The following is a 17918-nucleotide window of genomic DNA, read 5'->3' as shown; positions in this document are numbered from 1 at the left end:
TCTAAATTTGACTTAAATTATAGATGAAGAATTAAAGAATTAGTATTTTCACAAAAACGAAACTGAATGATAGAGTTAGGAGGAATAATTATTTTAGGGATTTTAGCCCAATGGGTTGCTTGGAAATTTAAGATTCCTGCAATTTTACCTTTAATTTTAATTGGATTATTAGTTGGTCCAATTGCTGCCGAATTTTTAAGCGAAGATGGTACTAAATGGATTGAACCAATTTGGAATGGAGAAGAAGGTCTGTTTCCTGGTGAAAGTTTATTTTACTTTGTGTCCTTAGCCATTAGTATTATTTTATTTGAAGGTGGATTGACACTTAAAATGAGCGAAATTAAAAATGTTGGACCAGTAATTACTAAGCTAATATCTTTAGGCTCATTGGTTACCTTTTTTGGAGCTGGAGCTGCTGCACATTATATTTTTGGGCTGTCTTGGGAGATTTCGTATTTGTTTTCTGGTCTTATTATTGTTACAGGTCCAACGGTAATTACTCCTATTTTAAGAAACATTCCGTTAAAAAAAGACATCTCTGCAGTATTAAAATGGGAAGGTATTTTAATAGATCCAATAGGTGCTTTAGTTGCAGTATTGGTTTTTGAGTTTATTAGTGTTGATGCAGGAGGAGAGTTTACTAAAACCGCTTTAATCGAGTTTGGTAAAATTGTATTGTTTGGAGCTACTTTTGGATTTACTTTTGCACACGCTTTAAACTTTATAATTAATAAAAAATGGGTGCCACATTACCTATTAAATGTGTTTGCTTTAGCAGCTGTTTTAGGTGTTTTTGTCTTGTCTGATGTATTTGCACATGAGTCTGGATTACTTGCTGTTGTGGTTATGGGAATGGTTTTAGGTAACTCTAACTCTCCTTACTTAAAAGACCTTTTATACTTTAAAGAATCTTTAAGTGTTTTATTAATTTCTATACTATTTATTTTGCTAGCTGCTAATATTAATTATAGTGAGTTACTTTTAATTTATAATTGGAAAACAGCTGCATTATTTGCTGTTATAGTTTTTATAGTTAGACCTGTAGGTGTGTTTTTAAGTACACATGGTTCTAAATTAAAATTAAACGAAAAACTTTTTATTAGTTGGGTTGGTCCACGTGGTATAGTCGCTGCAGGTATTGCTTCTTTATTTGGTTTAAAATTGGCTAGCAAAGGGGTTTATGGTGCAGAATATATTACACCTTTAGTATTTGTAATTGTACTTGGTACAGTACTTTTAAACGCAACAACAGCAAGACTTTTTGCTAAATTGGTTGGTGTGTTTTTAACACAGTCTAACGGAATTTTAATTGTTGGAGCATCAAAAGTATCACGTTTAATTGGTCATTATTTAGAGTCTCATGGTAGACATGTTGTATTAATAGATAGTAATCAAAATAATATTAATAAAGCGAAGGAGCTTGGTTTAGAGGCTATTAATACTAATATTTATTCAGAAACATTAACTGATAATATAGAGCTTAACGATGTTGGTTATTTAATGGCTTTAACAGGAAATAACGATATTAATAAATACGCTATTAATAAATTTAGTAAGCAATTTGGAGAAAATGGTGCTTTTAGGTTAGTATCTACCGAAGAAATGCTAGATGACAACAACAATCCACATGAAGGATTATTTTCTCATACGGATGACTTTAATACATTAACAGAAGTAACTAGAAATTTTCCTAGTATACAAGAAATTGAAATTATTGATAAAGATCATTTAAAAGATCTTATTGGCACCACTCAAAAGGATAAAGACATTATACCATTATTTATTAAAGATGATGAAGGACAACTGCACATAATATCATCTTACAATACAGAGATTGAAGAGGCTAAAGAAGGGTATTACCTAGTATACCTAGGAAAACCTCTAGATGTCGAAAAAGTAGATACAGTATAAAATAAAAAAACCTTCATTTTAAAATGAAGGTTTTTTTATATGTAGTAATTATTAATTTAATCGTTTAGCTTTAAAACAGCCATAAACGCTTGCTGAGGTATCTCTACATTACCTACTTGACGCATACGTTTTTTACCTTTTTTCTGTTTTTCTAATAATTTACGCTTACGCGAAATATCTCCACCATAACATTTTGCAGTTACATCTTTACGTAATGCTTTTACGGTTTCTCTTGCTATAATCTTGGCTCCAATTGCTGCTTGAATAGGAATGTCAAACTGTTGACGTGGAATTAATTCTTTTAGCTTTTCACACATTTTTTTACCAATATTATGCGCATTATCTGCATGAATTAAAGCTGATAAGGCATCTACTGGTTGTGCATTTAATAAGACGTCTAAACGGACTAGTTTAGATACTTTCATACCTATTGGATGGTAGTCAAAAGAAGCGTATCCTTTTGATACTGTTTTTAATCTGTCATAAAAATCAAAAACTATTTCTGCTAAAGGCATTTCGAAGGTTAATTCTACTCGCTCTGTGGTTAAATAGGTTTGATTCATGATCATACCACGTTTTTCTATACATAAGCTCATAACATTACCAACAAAGTCCGCTTTAGTAATAATGGTTGCTTTAATAAAAGGTTCTTCAACACGGTTTACTGTTGAAGGATCTGGTAAATCACTTGGGTTGTTAACAATAAAAGCATCGTCTGGATTTTTATTGGTAAATGCGTGATACGATACGTTAGGTACAGTAGTAATTACAGTCATATCAAACTCACGTTCTAAACGTTCTTGAATGATTTCCATGTGTAACATTCCTAAAAATCCACATCTAAAACCAAAACCTAATGCAGCAGAGCTTTCTGGTTGAAAAACTAAAGAGGCGTCATTAAGTTGCAGTTTTTCCATACTGTTTCTTAACTCTTCATAATCTTCAGTATCAACTGGATAAATACCAGCGAATACCATTGGTTTTACGTCCTCAAAACCTTCGACAATATTAGTCGTTGGGTTTTCAAAGTCAGTAATAGTATCTCCAACTTTAACTTCTTTTGCAGTCTTAATACCTGTAATTAAGTATCCTACATCACCAGTTTTAACGGTTTGTTTTGCTATTTGCGTAAGTTTAAGTGTACCAACTTCGTCTGCATTATAATCTCTTCCTGTGGCAACAAATTTAATTTTTTGTCCTTTTTTAATTTCACCATTAAAGACTCTAAAATACGTTTCAATACCTCTAAATGTATTGTAAACCGAATCAAATATTAAAGCTTGTAATGGTGCTTCAGGATCTCCTTTTGGTGCAGGAATACGCTCAATAATGGCTTGTAATATATCTTCTGCTCCAAAACCAGTTTTACCACTAGCATGAATAACTTCAGAGGGATCACAACCTAATAAATCTACGATATCATCTGTAACTTCTTCAGGATTTGCACTAGGTAAATCTACTTTGTTAAGTACAGGAATAATTTCTAAATCATTTTCTAAAGCTAAGTAAAGATTAGAAATGGTTTGTGCTTGTATACTTTGTGCAGCATCAACAATTAGTAATGCACCTTCACAGGCAGCAATAGATCTTGATACTTCATAAGAAAAATCTACGTGACCTGGTGTGTCAATTAGGTTTAAAACATACTCTTCACCTTCGTATATGTAATCCATTTGAATAGCGTGCGATTTAATGGTAATACCACGTTCGCGCTCTAAATCCATATTATCTAAAAGCTGGTTTTGTTTTTCTCTAGCAGTTACTGATCCTGTTGTATCCAATAAACGGTCGGCTAATGTGCTTTTTCCGTGATCAATATGTGCAATAATGCAAAAATTTCTGATGTTCTTCATAGTCAAATCTCCTTATAAATTAAGGATGTTGCAAATATAAAGTAATTATTGAGCTTTTTTTGATTTTTCTTATTAATACAAAGAGACTTGAATTTATGGTTTTTACCACAGTTATATAAGTTTCACTATTATTATCTTGCGCTTTTAACTTATTTATAATGAATCGCTTTAATTTTTTGCTTTTTTTATGCATTTCTGTAACTGGCTTTGCACAGGATTTAACCATTTCTGGACAAGTTGTAGATAGCAATAACACACCAATAGCTTACGCAAATGCTATACTTTATAATGCAGATGCTTCTGAAATTATTTCAGGTTCAAGTACTGATGATGCTGGACAATATAATATTACTTCATTACAATCAGGAAGTTATACTTTAAAGGTGTCTTATGTAGGATGTGATAGTAAAAGTCAGAATATAACATTAGATTCTAGTCAGTCTGTTGCTACAATAATATTAAGTCCATCAACTGAAACTTTAGGAGAAGTAACTGTTAACGTTAAAAAACCAACTTTTACTAAACAAGTTGATCGGTTAGTATTTAATGTAGAAAATACAGCCTTAATTGAAGGTACAGTACTTGATGTACTAAAAAGTACACCAGGAGTTTTAGTTATGAATGGTGATATAATGGTTAAAAACACCAATCCAACAATTTATATTAACGACCGAAAGGTAAATTTATCTGCATCTGAGTTGTCAACGTTATTAGATAACTCATCTGCTAACTCTATTCAAAAAGTTGAAGTCATTACAAATCCACCAGCTAAATATGATGCTTCAAGCGGAGTAGTTTTAAAAATTATTATGGGTAAAAACCTAATTATGGGTTACAGAGGAGTCGTTAATACAAGTTATACGCAAGGTGTTTTTCCAAGATATACAGGTGGTTTAAGTCAGTTTTATAAAACTAATAAATTAAATATTAATTTAAATTATAATTATAAACACAGTAAAGTTAATAGAAATAATATAGAAGAAATTACTTATCAAAATAACGATATTTTTTCTCAGTTTTGGAAAACAGATTTAAACAGAAATACAACTTCAAAAACGCACAATGCTAATTTAAATTTCGATTATTTTATTGATGATAATAATACATTAAGCTTGACTTCAAATGTATTGTATTTACCGTATTTTGATTACAATACAAAGGGTAACACTGTTGTAAACGATTTGCAAGGTACAGATAATTATAATTTTAGATCCCATAATTCATCTCAAGATGATAAGTATAATATAGGTACAGATTTAGATTATAAGCTAAAGTTTACTGACCAGTCTAAACTTTCAATTAACGCGCATTATACAAAGTACGATTACCAAAGAAATCAACATGTAAATTCGGATTACTACTTTCAAGATCCAACATCAGATTTTAGTACAGGATTTAAAACATTAAATAATCAAACTACCGAAATTTTATCGTCTAAACTAGATTATGATTTAGCATTAGATGATAGTGCTAATTTAGCAATGGGTATTAAAATGTCTAATATTAAAACCTATAGTGATATTACGCAGTTTGATATTGATCAAACCACTGGAAACCAAACTTTAAATACAGCTAATACAAATGCTTTTGATTATGACGAATCCGTTTTTGCAGGTTATATTAGTTACGACAAAAGTTGGGATAAATGGAGTGTTTCTGGTGGATTAAGGTTAGAGCAAACTAATATTGAAGGGTTTTCTCCGGAAACAAATACCACAAATATCCAAGATTATTTAGAATGGTTTCCTAAATTTAATATTAGTTGGGAAGCTTTTGATAAAGCTAGTTTACATGCTAGTTTTAGTAGATTTATTCAAAGACCAAAATACACAAATCTTAACCCATTTAATTTCTTTTTAAACGATAATACTATAGTAACCGGTAATCCTGATTTACGACCTTCATTTACAACTTATTCAACCATTGGAACTACTATAAATAATAGTTTTACAATAGAAGCATATTATAAAACCATTTCTAATCAAATTGTAGAGTTACCTATCCAAGATAATGCAGCTAACCTGTTTGTGTTTTCTCCAACCAACATTAAAAGTATTAACGAGTATGGTCTTGATTTTTTAGCAGATTTATACATATCTAATAAATATTCAGTTTATTTTTTAAACAGTATTTATAATCACGATTTGGATGTAGATTATAATAATCAAACCTATAATTTTAATCAATGGATTAATTACTCAGAGCTAAGTAGTAGCTTTAGTATGCTAAAAGATAATAGTTTATCCGTTAATTTGTCTCTTGCATATTCTACTAAATTTTTACAGGGAACAGTTTTTGGTGACTCGTTTTTATTTTCAAACTTATCTTTAAGTAAAAAGGTTTTAAATAATAAAGGATCGGTAAGTTTAATGTTTTCGGATATACCAAACCTACAAGATATTGGGTCAAGAAGTAGATTTGCAAATCAAAATAACTACGTATTTCATGATTTAGATACAAGATACGTAAAACTAGGATTTAGCTATAAGTTTGGTAACACCACATTACAAACTAATCAAAATACTAAAAGCCATACAGAGCGTAACCGCTTAAAATAACAAAAATTTAGCTTAACATACTTCCACAGACACCTAAGCTTATAATTAAATAAACAGCAGCTAGTATAAATAATACTTTAGCTGCTTTTTTATTTTTTTTGAGTAAATAAAAACCAATTACACAAAATAAAATTGGAGGAATTAACATTAAAGCTAAAAAAAACACAACAATACCTCCATAGCCACCACCACCTCCTGTAGCCTCGATTAAAAAAAATGTAGTCATAGTATTATTTATTAAAAGGTTTATTTGTCTTCAGTTATATAAAAATATTTTCACAGTTACTTAAACTATTATTAGATAATAGTAAATACGGTATAAACACGATAGACATTTATATGTCGTTTCTAAGTTGTTCTAAACGCGCTTTTTTATCATCACGATAAAATAAATTCATGGTTTCAAACGGGATAATTTTATTGTCTTTATCCACAATATGCACACATGATTTTTTAATGGCTCTAACATCAAAATTATAAGCATCAATAAATTGCATAATAATGACTCTAAATAAATTATCGTAACCTAATTCTGGTGCATCAATATTTGGTAAACAACACATAATGGATTTTAGGTTTTCTTCAGCAACCTCAACCGAGTTTCCTGTGCTAAATAACTCTACCATTTTACCTTGCAACGCTTCATCTTGCTCATAAATAATAGTGTTTTTACTGTTATCTAATAAATCGTTTGGATTAATATAGCGCGTTAACGGAAACACTTCATCTTCCAATTTAAGCGCATATCCCATAACCAATGCATCCGGATTACAAGGTACAGGAAGCAAATCGTCGGCATTAAAAATATTGGTTTGTTCCATTATTTTTCGACGTACCTCAGTAATGGTCATTCTATCCGTTTCCGGATTAAAATTATCTAATCTACCAGCAATTTGTGTTGGTTGTAAAGTTACACCTCTAACACACTTTTGTTTCAAAGCATAGTCAATAATTTTACCAATCTCGCCATCATTTAATCCCTTCTGTAGAGTGACCACTAAAGTTGTTGATAGGTTTAATTTGTTTAGGTTTTTAATAGCCTGTTTACGGATATCATTTAAATCTGCACCACGAAGCTCGCGCAACACACTGTTTTCAAACGAATCAAATTGTAAATAAATTTCAAAGTCAGGAGCGTAGGTTTTTAATCTTTCCGCGAAAGCAAAATCTTTAGCAATTTTAATCCCATTAGTATTCAGCATTAAATGCCTAATCGGTAACGTTTTGGCGTAGTCCATAATGTCCCAAAACTGGGGATGTATGGTTGGTTCTCCACCAGATATCTGTACCACATCAGGTTCCTTTTCATTTCTAACAATAGTGTCTAGCATGGCTTTAACTTCGTCCAAAGTACGATGTCTACCATACGTCGGAGACGATCCTGCATAACAAGTTGGACACGTTAAATTACAACGATCCGTCACTTCTACAACAGTCAAACAACTATGTTGCTCATGGTCAGGGCATAAACCGCAATCGTAAGGGCAACCATAGTCCGTTTTCGTGTTAAAGGTATAAGGTGTTTCGCTAGGCTTATTGTAGTTACGTATGTTTTTATAATACTCAATATCGTCTGCAATTAGCACTTTACTATTGCCATGTTCCTTACAACGCTTAAGCATGTACACATTACCATCTTCAAAGACAATTTTAGCATCCACACGCTTTAAACACTCAGGACATAAGCTTAAAGTAAAATCGTAATAGGTATATTTTCTAACAGGCATTTTTTGTTTTTTTATCATTATTTGGGCGTTACCACAAGGGTCGCGCTATCCACTAAATCTTTTTTATCGTACCTCAAAAAAGGATACCGTTTCTATCGCTAACGCAGGTGTTTGCCAATTAATAGACTAACAATAAACTTGCTGTAATACAACCAACAAATTACACATAATATTTGGATACTACTTAAGCCAAAAGTATAAAACACATTAGGTTTTATAAATTCGATACAAAATCTAAAACCAAAATAACTAAGCATAAAAAGCTTGAATAAATCACCATTTTTCAATCGGAAATTATGGTTTACAGCTTTTAAAGCAACAAATAAAAAGATTAAAAAAACAAGCTCATGTAAAGACGTAGGATGACGCATCAAACCGTCACCTAAATCCATTCCAAAAGCAGAAGTAGTTACTTTACCATAAGTAAACTCGTTAATACCAGATAAAAAACAACCAATACGACCAATAAAGATGCCTAATATAATAGGAAACACAAATAAATCTCCAGACGAGTGTTTTTCGCCAATAATTTTTTTTGCTAATTCCACACCAAGTAAACCACCAAATAATCCACCCATTATGGTTTTAGTATTTAATAATGTAAAAAGGTTATTAACACTTAAGGATATTGTTGGGTTTTCTAAAAAACCAACCAATCGTGATCCAATTAAAGCGCCTAAAGCAGCACCTAAAATTATAGATAATCTATTGTTACTAGTAATAATATCTGTGTGACTTTTTCTTAAAAACACATAATATCTAAAGGCTATAAAAAAGGCTAGATATTCTAAAACTAGATGGATGTTTATAGCAATATCAAAAATTTTAAGATTTAAAGGTAGATCCAAATAAAGATAGATTATTAGTTAAATATACACAATTACCTAAAAAATACTAATTTTGCACCAAAATTGTATCGTGGTAAAAATAGGTAATATAGAACTTCCAGACTTCCCATTGTTGTTAGCGCCAATGGAAGATGTGTCAGACCCACCATTTAGAGCGTTGTGTAAAGAGCAAGGTGCAGATGTGGTGTATACAGAGTTTGTTAGTAGTGAAGGTTTAATACGTAACGCAGCAAAAAGCGTTATGAAATTAGATATTTACGAAAAAGAACGTCCTGTCGGTATTCAAATATTTGGAGCTAATCTAGATAGTATGTTACAAACCATAGATATAGTAGCAGAGTCTAAACCGGATATTATAGATATTAATTTTGGTTGTCCTGTTAAAAAAGTTGTAAGTAAAGGTGCAGGTGCTGGTATTTTAAAAGATATCTGTTTAATGGAGCAACTAACTGCCGAAATGGTTAAACGTACAGATATACCTGTTACCGTTAAAACCAGATTAGGTTGGGATCATGACTCTATTAAAATAGTTGAGGTTGCAGAACGTCTTCAGGACGTTGGTATAAAATCTATAGCAATACATGGTCGTACCAGAGCACAAATGTATAAAGGTGAAGCCGACTGGAAACCTATTGCAGCTGTAAAAAATAATCCACGTATGCATATTCCTGTATTTGGAAATGGAGATGTAGACAGTCCGGAAAAAGCAATGTTGATGCGTGATCAATATGGTTTAGATGGTTGTATGATTGGTCGTGCAACAATTGGTAATCCTTGGTTTTTTAAACAAGTAAAGCACTTTTTTGAAACAGGAGAACATTACAGACCAATTACTATGCAAGAGCGTGTAGAAGCTGCTAGAAGACACTTACAAATGTCTATTGATTGGAAAGGAGAAATCCTTGGGGTTTTTGAAACCAGACGTCATTACACAAATTACTTTAAAGGTATTCCGCATTTTAAAGAACACCGCATGAAAATGGTAACTAGTGATGCTTCAGTAGATGTTTTTGCTGCTTTTGATGAGGTTTTAGAAAAGTTTGGTGATTTTCAGTTTACAAATTAATTTATATGCTTACTTAGTTAAGCAAAGCGCTAACTAAATATAACAGTAAGCGCAAGAAGGATGAAGCAATGTGTTTGAGCTCCTCGAAGAGAGCGAGTTGCGTGAGCCTGTTTGCCTGTTAAGGCAACTTGCCCAAATTTTAATTAGTCTTTACTAAGTCTCGTGTAATACGTGAAGCTGCAATTTTTGAGGCAATAAGACCTAAAACAGAAATTGTAAGCATGACTATTATAAAGTTTTTAAAATGAATTGCTACAGGGTAAGGTAGGCTAGGAGTAATCATAATTAAATCATAGCTTGCTTGTAATTGTATTACAATGTAACCTATTAATAGTCCAATAAATCCGCCAATAAACGTCATTAAAATACCTTGATAAAAAAAGATGTTTCGGATGTCTTTAACCGAAGCTCCAAGGTTAAAAAGGGTGTTTAAGGTTTTCTTTTTATCTAATATCATCATAACAATAGAGCCTATTACATTAAATAATGCAATAATTAGGACTAAAGTAAAGATTAAATAAACTGCTAAATTTTCGGTATTTAACATTTTATAGATAGCATCGTTTAGTTGGTCTTTGTTTTTTAAGATAATATTTTGACCTAAAATGGTTTTAATTTTAGCTTTAACAACGTCTTCGTCTGCGTTTTCTGTTAATTTAAACTCTAAACTAGTTACTTGGTTTGGTTGATAATTTAAAAGACGACGTGCAGTCTCTATGGACGCAAATATGTATTTGTTATTTAGTTCTTCGTTTATATCATAAATACCAACATTAACTGTATTAACTTGGTTTAAGGCTTGACTTTGAGAGTTTATTTGGCCTTTACCTGGTTTTGGCACAGATAAGGTTATAGTTTTATTGTAATCGTTTATAAAAAAAGATAAACGATTGGAAATAGCCCAACCTGAAACAATTTGCGGTGTATCTGGATATAACCAATTACCATATGGTATTACAGAGTCAATAGCTGTTATTTTTTGATAATTCTCGTCTACTCCTTTGATGTAAGCAGGATGATTAGTACCATCAGAAGAAGCAATGATACGCTCTTCAACTATTTTAGAAAAATTAGCAACACCATCAATAGCTTGTAACTGTTTGTCTTGATTTGTATTTATAGCAAAGGATTTGCCTATGGACGTTTCGGCTTTTAAATCAGGATCTATAATACTAGAAAATTCTAAAGTAAAATCACGTAATCCTGCAAAACCAGATAAAACAATAAATAAAGAAGCAGCACCTAAAACAATACCTACAATAGCAATTATTGTAATAAAGTTTATGGCGTTGTTACTACTTTTACTACGTATGTAGCGTTTAGCTATGTATAATGAAAAATTCAATTATCCTTTTTTACGGTTATCTAGTAAATCAGGATTTTGTATCGGGTTATCTTCACCTTTAAGCGATTTTTCAATTTTATCAATGTGCTCTAAGCTATCATCTACATAAAATTCTAACACAGGCATTCTACGCAATTGATTTTTTGTGCGTTGTGCTAACTCATGTCTAATCATGGGTTTGTTAGCTCTAATTCCTTCTAAAAGCTCTTTAGCCTTATTGTTAGGGAAAATACTTAAATACACTTTAGCGTCTGTTAAATCGGCAGTTACTCTAACTTTAGATACAGATATAATTACACCTCGCATTCCACCTTGTGTAGCAGCACCTTGAAGGATATCTACTAAATCACGTTGTAAAACCGAAGCTATTTTTTTTTGTCTTTGACTTTCTTCCATACTGCAAAAATAGTTGTTATTACAAGAATATATTACTTTTAAGGCATAATTAAGCAATTATTATACCTTAAATTATATAATAAGATGGAAAAAATAGAACATATTGGTATAGCAGTCAAAAATTTAGAGCAATCTAATGCACTTTTTGCAAAACTTTTTGGCAAATCACACTATAAAATTGAAACTGTAGAAAGCGAAGGTGTTAATACCTCTTTTTTTGAAGTTGGACCAAATAAGATAGAATTATTAGAGGCTACTAAGCCAGAAAGCCCAATTGCAAAGTTTTTAGAGAAAAAAGGAGAAGGAATTCATCACATTGCTTTTGCTGTAGATGATATAAATGCAGAAATTTTAAGATTAAAATCTGAAGGATTTATTGTCTTAAATGAAACCCCTAAAAAGGGAGCAGACAATAAGTTAGTTGCATTTTTACATCCAAAATCGTCTAACGGAGTACTGATAGAACTTTGTCAAGAGATCAAATAATTTAAAAAAGACTTGTAAGACTTTAAAATAAATAGTAATATTGCACTCCAATTTCGGGTCCTATAACTCAGTTGGTTAGAGTATCTGACTCATAATCAGAAAGTCCATGGTTCGAGCCCATGTGGGACCACCATTAAAACCGATTCATTAATTTGAATCGGTTTTTTTGTTTTTAATAGTTTTTATTTTCAAAGCCTAAAAAAAAATAGAAAAGAAAAAGTTCTAAAAATTGGATTATTGTATGTGAATTATTTGCTTAAAATCTAAAAAGTTATTTTTGACTTTTTAGATTTGTAAAATCAAACATTAAAGCTGTTTAGCCATTTCCAATGAAGAATTTGTATATATTATTATTATCAATACCTTTTTTATTTTTTCAGTGTAAGAATTACAATTACATATCAAAGCAAGAAAAAGTTATACCAATCAAAAATCTTTCTGAAAAAAAGTTAAAAATTTGGTATCATAAAGATATTATTGATGATTCTATTCCAGGCATAAGTCTGGACAAAGCATACAATACGATTTTAAAAGATAAAAAAGGAAAAGATATTATTGTGGCTGTTATTGACACCTCAATAGATATTAATCATGAGGATTTAAATAGTAGTTTTTGGACTAATATAAATGAAGTGCCCAATAATAATATTGATGACGATGAGAATGGTTATACAGATGATCTACAAGGCTGGAATTTTATTGGTAATAAAAATGGTGAAAACACCTTGTTTGTAAATTATGAAATTACAAGAGTTTTAAAAAAATACAATTCTTCTTTTTTAAATAATGAAATAAAAGATTCATTACTATATAGTAATTATATAAGTGCTAAAAAAAGATATGCTGAACGATTATTATCTGCCAAAGACGATAGTATAAATATCCAAAATGTTGCTAAGTGGAAAAAGGAATCTAAGGTATTTTTAAGTTCTTACTTCAAAGATGGTAATTACACTATTAAGCAATTAGATAGTTTAAAACAGGCACATACTAATGATTCAATATTACAATTTAATGCTCTAAGAATGAGTAACTTTATAAAGTATGCTCCTGATGAAAAAATTAAATCAAGTACAATACAAGCTAACGAGCGTTTGGCTAAGTTATTAAATACTTCATACAATGACAGAATTATAATTAATGATAATTCAGAAGACTTAAACGACACAAATTATGGAAATAACACAGTTAATCAAGATCTTGATTTTTTAGAACATGGAACATTAATGGCTGGATTGATTGCTGCTAAAAGAAACAATAAAACAGGTATTAATGGTTTTTCTAATTATATAAAAATAATGGCGTTATCAATATCGTCAAGTGGAGACGAACATGATAAAGATATAGCTTTAGCGATTCGATATGCTGTAGATAATGGTGCTAAAGTTATTAATATGAGTATTGGTAAAGAATTTTCACTACACAAAGAATGGGTTTTCGAGGCTTTAAAATATGCTGAAGAAAAAGATGTGTTAGTAGTTTCTGGAGCTGGTAATTCAAGTTATAATTTAAATGTTTTTAATAACTATTATCCAAATGATAACATTAACAACGGTAAGGAAGTTTCTGATAATTTTATCAAGGTAGGAGCATCAACTTATTATCCAAATGAAAATTTATTTGCAACATTTTCTAATTATGGAAAAATAGATATTGATGTATTTGCACCAGGAACAAAAATTTATACCACAACTCCTTCAGTAGAAAGTTATAAATTTGTTTCAGGTGGTACTTCGGCATCCTGTGCACTAACAACTGGTGTCGCTGCTTTAATTAGATCATATTACCCAAACCTTACAGCATCAGAAATAAAGCATATTATAATGGATAGTGGTGTAGAATATACTTTTCCTGTTAAGTTAACAAGGAATGATTCAATTAAAACACCTTTTAATAAGTTATCAAAGTCTGGAAAAATTGTTAATGCTTACAATGCTTTAATTATGGCAGATAGTATTAGCAATACTAAATAAATTTTAAGTCATAAAATCTATTTACCCAAGTTTAACTACTTTGTTAAAGTCCAATAACTAAGTGTAAAATTTGATTTTCAAAATAACACATATATTATGTTTCATAGTATGGTCTATTGTTTTAATATCTAGTTCTTTTTTTTAAAAAATAAGAACCTTGGGTGTCATATTATACAACACGCAGCCATCTGATTATCAATTGTTTAATTCGTCTTTTTCTTACCTGGCCTTAGTCTATTTTTTTAAAAAAAACCATCTTCCAAATGTCAAACCTCTAATTTAGATTAATATTTAAATAGAAGTCGACCATCAATGGAGTTAAATAAATACAGTAAAACAGTCACGCAAGATCCAACACAACCAGCAGCACAAGCCATGTTGCATGCTATTGGATTAACAAAAGAAGATTTTTTTAAGCCTATTATTGGTATTGCCAGTACAGGATACGAAGGTAATCCATGCAACATGCACCTTAATGATTTAGCTAAATTGGCTAAAAAGGGTACTAAAAACGAAGATGTTGTCGGGCTTATTTTTAATACTATTGGAGTAAGTGATGGTATTTCTATGGGAACACCAGGAATGCGTTACTCATTACCATCTAGAGATATTATTGCAGATTCTATGGAAACCGTAGTACAAGCCATGAGTTATGATGGTTTGATTACAGTGGTTGGATGCGATAAAAATATGCCAGGAGCTTTAATTGCCATGATTAGGCTAAATCGTCCATCCATTTTGGTTTATGGTGGTACCATTGATTCTGGTTGCCATAATGGAAAAAAACTAGATGTCGTTTCTGCTTTTGAAGCTTGGGGAAGCAAAGTTGCTGGAACCATGGAAGAAACAGAATATCAAAATATAGTCGAAAAAGCTTGTCCAGGAGCAGGAGCTTGTGGTGGTATGTATACTGCAAATACTATGGCTTCAGCTATTGAGGCTTTAGGGATGACTTTACCGTTTAACTCGTCTAATCCAGCATTAAGTGATGATAAAAAAGAAGAGTCTGTTAAAGCAGGTGAAGCCATGCGTGTGTTATTAGAAAAGGATATTAAGCCTTCAGATATTATTACGCGTAAATCTCTAGAAAACGCAGTACGATTAGTTACTATATTAGGAGGTTCTACAAATGCAGTACTTCACTTTTTAGCAATTGCAAGAGCAGCAGATATCGATTTCACTTTAAAAGATTTTCAAGATATAAGTGACAATACACCATTTTTAGCCGACTTAAAGCCTAGCGGAAAATACCTAATGGAAGATGTTCATGCTGTTGGCGGAATTCCTGCGGTTTTAAAATATTTATTGAAAAAAGGATTAATTCATGGCGATTGTTTAACCGTTACAGGAAAAACAATTGCAGAGAATTTATTGGATGTAAAAGATCTAAAAGAAGGTCAAGATGTTATTAAGCCAATTGAAAAACCAATAAAAATATCAGGTCATTTAAGAATGCTTTATGGTAATCTTGCCACAGAAGGTTCTGTCGCTAAAATTACAGGAAAAGAAGGTTTAAGTTTTATTGGTAAAGCTAAAGTGTTTGAAGGCGAATATGCTGCCAATGATGGCATTCGTGATGGATTAGTAGAAAAAGGAGATGTTGTCGTAATACGTTACGAAGGTCCAAAAGGAGGACCAGGAATGCCAGAAATGTTAAAGCCAACTGCTGCAATTATGGGAGCAGGTTTAGGTAAAGATGTAGCATTAATTACAGATGGTCGCTTCTCTGGTGGAACGCATGGTTTTGTAGTTGGGCACATTACTCCAGAAGCTCAAGAAGGTGGTAACATAGCTTTAGTAAAAGATGGCGACATGATTACCATTGATGCCGAAACAAACTCCATTGTTTTAGAAGTTACAGAAGAAGATTTACAAAAAAGAAGACAAGAATGGAAAGCACCAGATTTAAAGTTTAAACAAGGTGTACTATATAAATATGCTAAAACGGTATCATCAGCATCAAAAGGATGTGTAACTGACGAGTTTTAAAAAAAAAACTAATTATCCAAAATAGAGTAATATGGATACAAAAACTATAAAGAAAGAAACAAACACAACGCAAACTACAGAGCGTATTTCTGGAAGTGAAGCAATTATAAAATGTTTGTTAGCCGAAGGTGTAGATGTCCTTTATGGATATCCTGGAGGAGCAATCATGCCAGTTTATGATGAGCTTTACAAATACCAAGATAAAATTCACCATGTGTTAACCCGTCATGAGCAAGGTGCAACACATTCTGCTCAAGGTTATGCACGTATTTCGGGTAAAGTTGGTGTCGCAATTGCAACCTCTGGACCAGGAGCAACAAACTTAATTACAGGTATTGCAGACGCACAAATAGATAGCACACCAATGGTTTGTATTACGGGTCAAGTAGCGTCACATTTATTGGGTAGTGATGCATTTCAAGAAACAGATATTGTTGGTATTTCTACGCCAGTTACAAAATGGAATTGTCAAGTTACAAAAGCGTCAGAGATTCCTGAAGTTATGGCTAAAGCCTTTTATATTGCTAAAAGTGGACGTCCAGGTCCTGTTTTAGTAGATATTACAAAGGATGCTCAATTCGAAGAGTTCGATTTTAAATACGAAAAATGTAAAGGTGTTAGAAGTTATATTCCAATTCCTAAATTAAATGATAGTGAGGTTGATGCTGCTGCAAAATTAATTAATGCTGCTAAAAAACCAATGATTGTTTGGGGTCAAGGTGTGTCTTTAGGTCAGGCTGAAGCCGAATTTAAAGCGGTTGTTGAAAAAGCAGGAATCCCTTCTGCTTGGACCATATTAGGTGCAGGAGCAATACCAACATCTCATCCTTTAAATATTGGTATGGTAGGTATGCATGGTAATTATGCACCAAATGTGTTGACTAATCAGTGTGACCTTTTAATTGCAATTGGTATGCGTTTCGACGATCGTGTAACCGGAAGTTTATCTACATACGCTAAACAGGCTAAAGTGATTCATTTTGAAATTGATCCAGCCGAAATTGATAAAAACGTTAAAACAGATGTGGCAGTTTTAGGTGATGCAAAAGAAAGTTTAGCTGCCTTACTTCCGCTTTTAGAAGAAAAAACACATCCAGAATGGCATCAAAAATTTAAGGATTTATATGCTATTGAATATGAAAAAGTAATAAAAAACGACATCTATCCTACAAAAGAAGGTTTAACAATGGGTGAAGTTTTAAAAGAAATTAATTCGCAAACTAAAGGTGATGCAGCTATTGTTACAGACGTTGGTCAACATCAAATGATAGCTTGTCGTTATGCCAATTTCAACAAAACAAGAAGCAATATCACTTCTGGTGGATTAGGTACAATGGGCTTTGGTTTGCCTGCTGCAATTGGAGCAAAAATGGCTGCTCCAGATCGAGAAGTTATTTCAATTTCTGGAGATGGTGGTTACCAAATGACCATTCAAGAATTGGGTACTATTTTTCAGCAAAAAGTACCAGTAAAAATTGTGGTTTTAAATAACGAGTTTTTAGGTATGGTTCGCCAATGGCAACAGTTGTTTTTTGATAAACGTTATGCGTCTACAGAAATGACAAATCCAGATTTTGTTGCCATTGCAAAAGGCTATTTTATTGAAGCCGAAAAAGTAACTAAGCGAGAAGATTTAAAAGATGCAGTTGCTAAAATGATAAACACAGATGGACCATACTTTTTAGAGGTTTGTGTAGAAAAGGAAGGTAACGTGTTCCCAATGATACCAACAGGAGCATCAGTTTCAGACGTAAGATTAGAATAAT

Annotated in this window: 13 protein-coding genes and 1 tRNA gene; 8 read left to right on the top strand and 6 right to left on the bottom strand. The window is 31.8% G+C overall.

What is annotated here, in order from left to right:
* Window positions 1-66: 66 nt before the first annotated feature.
* A complete protein-coding gene (locus JAO71_RS01355; protein WP_028288902.1) occupies window positions 67-1911 on the top strand; it encodes a cation:proton antiporter in 1845 nt (614 codons plus the stop codon).
* A 56-nt stretch (window positions 1912-1967) separates the two neighbouring features.
* Here JAO71_RS01355 and lepA read toward each other — a convergent pair whose 3' ends face one another.
* Window positions 1968-3764, bottom strand: coding sequence for a translation elongation factor 4 (gene lepA / locus JAO71_RS01350; protein ID WP_028288903.1), 1797 nt, complete (start codon window positions 3762-3764; stop codon window positions 1968-1970).
* A 158-nt stretch (window positions 3765-3922) separates the two neighbouring features.
* On the opposite strand from lepA, the gene JAO71_RS01345 reads away from it, so the two are divergent.
* The gene (locus JAO71_RS01345) at window positions 3923-6322 is read left to right on the top strand and encodes a TonB-dependent receptor domain-containing protein (RefSeq protein ID WP_202998503.1); all 2400 of its coding nucleotides are present in this window, start codon (window positions 3923-3925) and stop codon (window positions 6320-6322) included.
* Window positions 6323-6329: 7 nt separating this feature from the next.
* On the opposite strand, the gene JAO71_RS01340 is transcribed toward JAO71_RS01345, so the two are convergent.
* From JAO71_RS01340 to JAO71_RS01330, 3 genes are all read right to left on the bottom strand, one after another.
* Window positions 6330-6548 (bottom strand): hypothetical protein, encoded by a 219-nt coding sequence (locus JAO71_RS01340; RefSeq protein ID WP_051431100.1) that lies wholly within the window; start codon window positions 6546-6548, stop codon window positions 6330-6332.
* Window positions 6549-6657: 109 nt separating this feature from the next.
* Window positions 6658-8049 (bottom strand): radical SAM protein, encoded by a 1392-nt coding sequence (locus tag JAO71_RS01335; protein WP_116823736.1) that lies wholly within the window; start codon window positions 8047-8049, stop codon window positions 6658-6660.
* Between the two features lie 98 nt (window positions 8050-8147).
* On the bottom strand, window positions 8148-8897 hold the full coding sequence (locus JAO71_RS01330; RefSeq protein WP_202998502.1) for a prolipoprotein diacylglyceryl transferase: 750 nt from the start codon (window positions 8895-8897) through the stop codon (window positions 8148-8150).
* A 70-nt stretch (window positions 8898-8967) separates the two neighbouring features.
* Between JAO71_RS01330 and dusB the strand changes: the two genes are divergently transcribed.
* Window positions 8968-9963 carry a tRNA dihydrouridine synthase DusB gene (gene dusB, locus JAO71_RS01325; protein ID WP_202998501.1) on the top strand — a complete coding sequence of 332 codons (996 nt, stop codon included), beginning with the start codon at window positions 8968-8970 and terminating at the stop codon, window positions 9961-9963.
* A 139-nt stretch (window positions 9964-10102) separates the two neighbouring features.
* Here dusB and JAO71_RS01320 read toward each other — a convergent pair whose 3' ends face one another.
* Window positions 10103-11308 (bottom strand): ABC transporter permease, encoded by a 1206-nt coding sequence (locus JAO71_RS01320; protein WP_202998500.1) that lies wholly within the window; start codon window positions 11306-11308, stop codon window positions 10103-10105.
* Window positions 11309-11704 carry a 30S ribosome-binding factor RbfA gene (gene rbfA / locus JAO71_RS01315; RefSeq protein ID WP_028288910.1) on the bottom strand — a complete coding sequence of 132 codons (396 nt, stop codon included), beginning with the start codon at window positions 11702-11704 and terminating at the stop codon, window positions 11309-11311.
* 84 nt (window positions 11705-11788) lie between these two features.
* Here rbfA and mce point away from each other — a divergent pair, with 84 nt between their 5' ends.
* From mce to ilvB, 5 genes are all read left to right on the top strand, one after another.
* A complete protein-coding gene (mce, locus tag JAO71_RS01310; protein WP_028607225.1) occupies window positions 11789-12190 on the top strand; it encodes a methylmalonyl-CoA epimerase in 402 nt (133 codons plus the stop codon).
* 56 nt (window positions 12191-12246) lie between these two features.
* Window positions 12247-12323: transfer RNA gene (locus JAO71_RS01305), tRNA-Ile, on the top strand.
* A gap of 196 nt (window positions 12324-12519) precedes the next feature.
* Window positions 12520-14163: a S8 family serine peptidase gene (locus JAO71_RS01300; RefSeq protein ID WP_202998499.1), complete on the top strand. Its 1644-nt coding sequence runs from the start codon at window positions 12520-12522 to the stop codon at window positions 14161-14163.
* Between the two features lie 312 nt (window positions 14164-14475).
* A complete protein-coding gene (ilvD, locus tag JAO71_RS01295) occupies window positions 14476-16152 on the top strand; it encodes a dihydroxy-acid dehydratase (protein ID WP_202998498.1) in 1677 nt (558 codons plus the stop codon).
* A 31-nt stretch (window positions 16153-16183) separates the two neighbouring features.
* On the top strand, window positions 16184-17917 hold the full coding sequence (ilvB, locus tag JAO71_RS01290) for a biosynthetic-type acetolactate synthase large subunit (protein ID WP_116823729.1): 1734 nt from the start codon (window positions 16184-16186) through the stop codon (window positions 17915-17917).
* Window position 17918: the final 1 nt, after the last annotated feature.

This window comes from Olleya sediminilitoris (assembly GCF_016785945.1).
GTDB lineage: Bacteria > Bacteroidota > Bacteroidia > Flavobacteriales > Flavobacteriaceae > Olleya > Olleya sediminilitoris.
The sequence above is the reverse complement of the archived record's forward strand: the minus strand, read 5'-3'. Positions and strand labels throughout refer to the sequence as shown.

Bases quoted from the DNA above. Each gene is read 5' to 3' on its own strand.
- JAO71_RS01300 (WP_202998499.1), top strand. From the start codon at position 12,520: ATGAAGAATTTGTATATATTATTATTATCAATACCTTTTTTATTTTTT.
- JAO71_RS01340 (WP_051431100.1), bottom strand. From the start codon at position 6,548: ATGACTACATTTTTTTTAATCGAGGCTACAGGAGGTGGTGGTGGCTAT.
- JAO71_RS01345 (WP_202998503.1), top strand. From the start codon at position 3,923: ATGAATCGCTTTAATTTTTTGCTTTTTTTATGCATTTCTGTAACTGGC.
- mce (WP_028607225.1), top strand. From the start codon at position 11,789: ATGGAAAAAATAGAACATATTGGTATAGCAGTCAAAAATTTAGAGCAA.
- rbfA (WP_028288910.1), bottom strand. From the start codon at position 11,704: ATGGAAGAAAGTCAAAGACAAAAAAAAATAGCTTCGGTTTTACAACGT.
- ilvB (WP_116823729.1), top strand. From the start codon at position 16,184: ATGGATACAAAAACTATAAAGAAAGAAACAAACACAACGCAAACTACA.
- JAO71_RS01335 (WP_116823736.1), bottom strand. From the start codon at position 8,049: ATGCCTGTTAGAAAATATACCTATTACGATTTTACTTTAAGCTTATGT.
- lepA (WP_028288903.1), bottom strand. From the start codon at position 3,764: ATGAAGAACATCAGAAATTTTTGCATTATTGCACATATTGATCACGGA.
- ilvD (WP_202998498.1), top strand. From the start codon at position 14,476: ATGGAGTTAAATAAATACAGTAAAACAGTCACGCAAGATCCAACACAA.
- JAO71_RS01355 (WP_028288902.1), top strand. From the start codon at position 67: ATGATAGAGTTAGGAGGAATAATTATTTTAGGGATTTTAGCCCAATGG.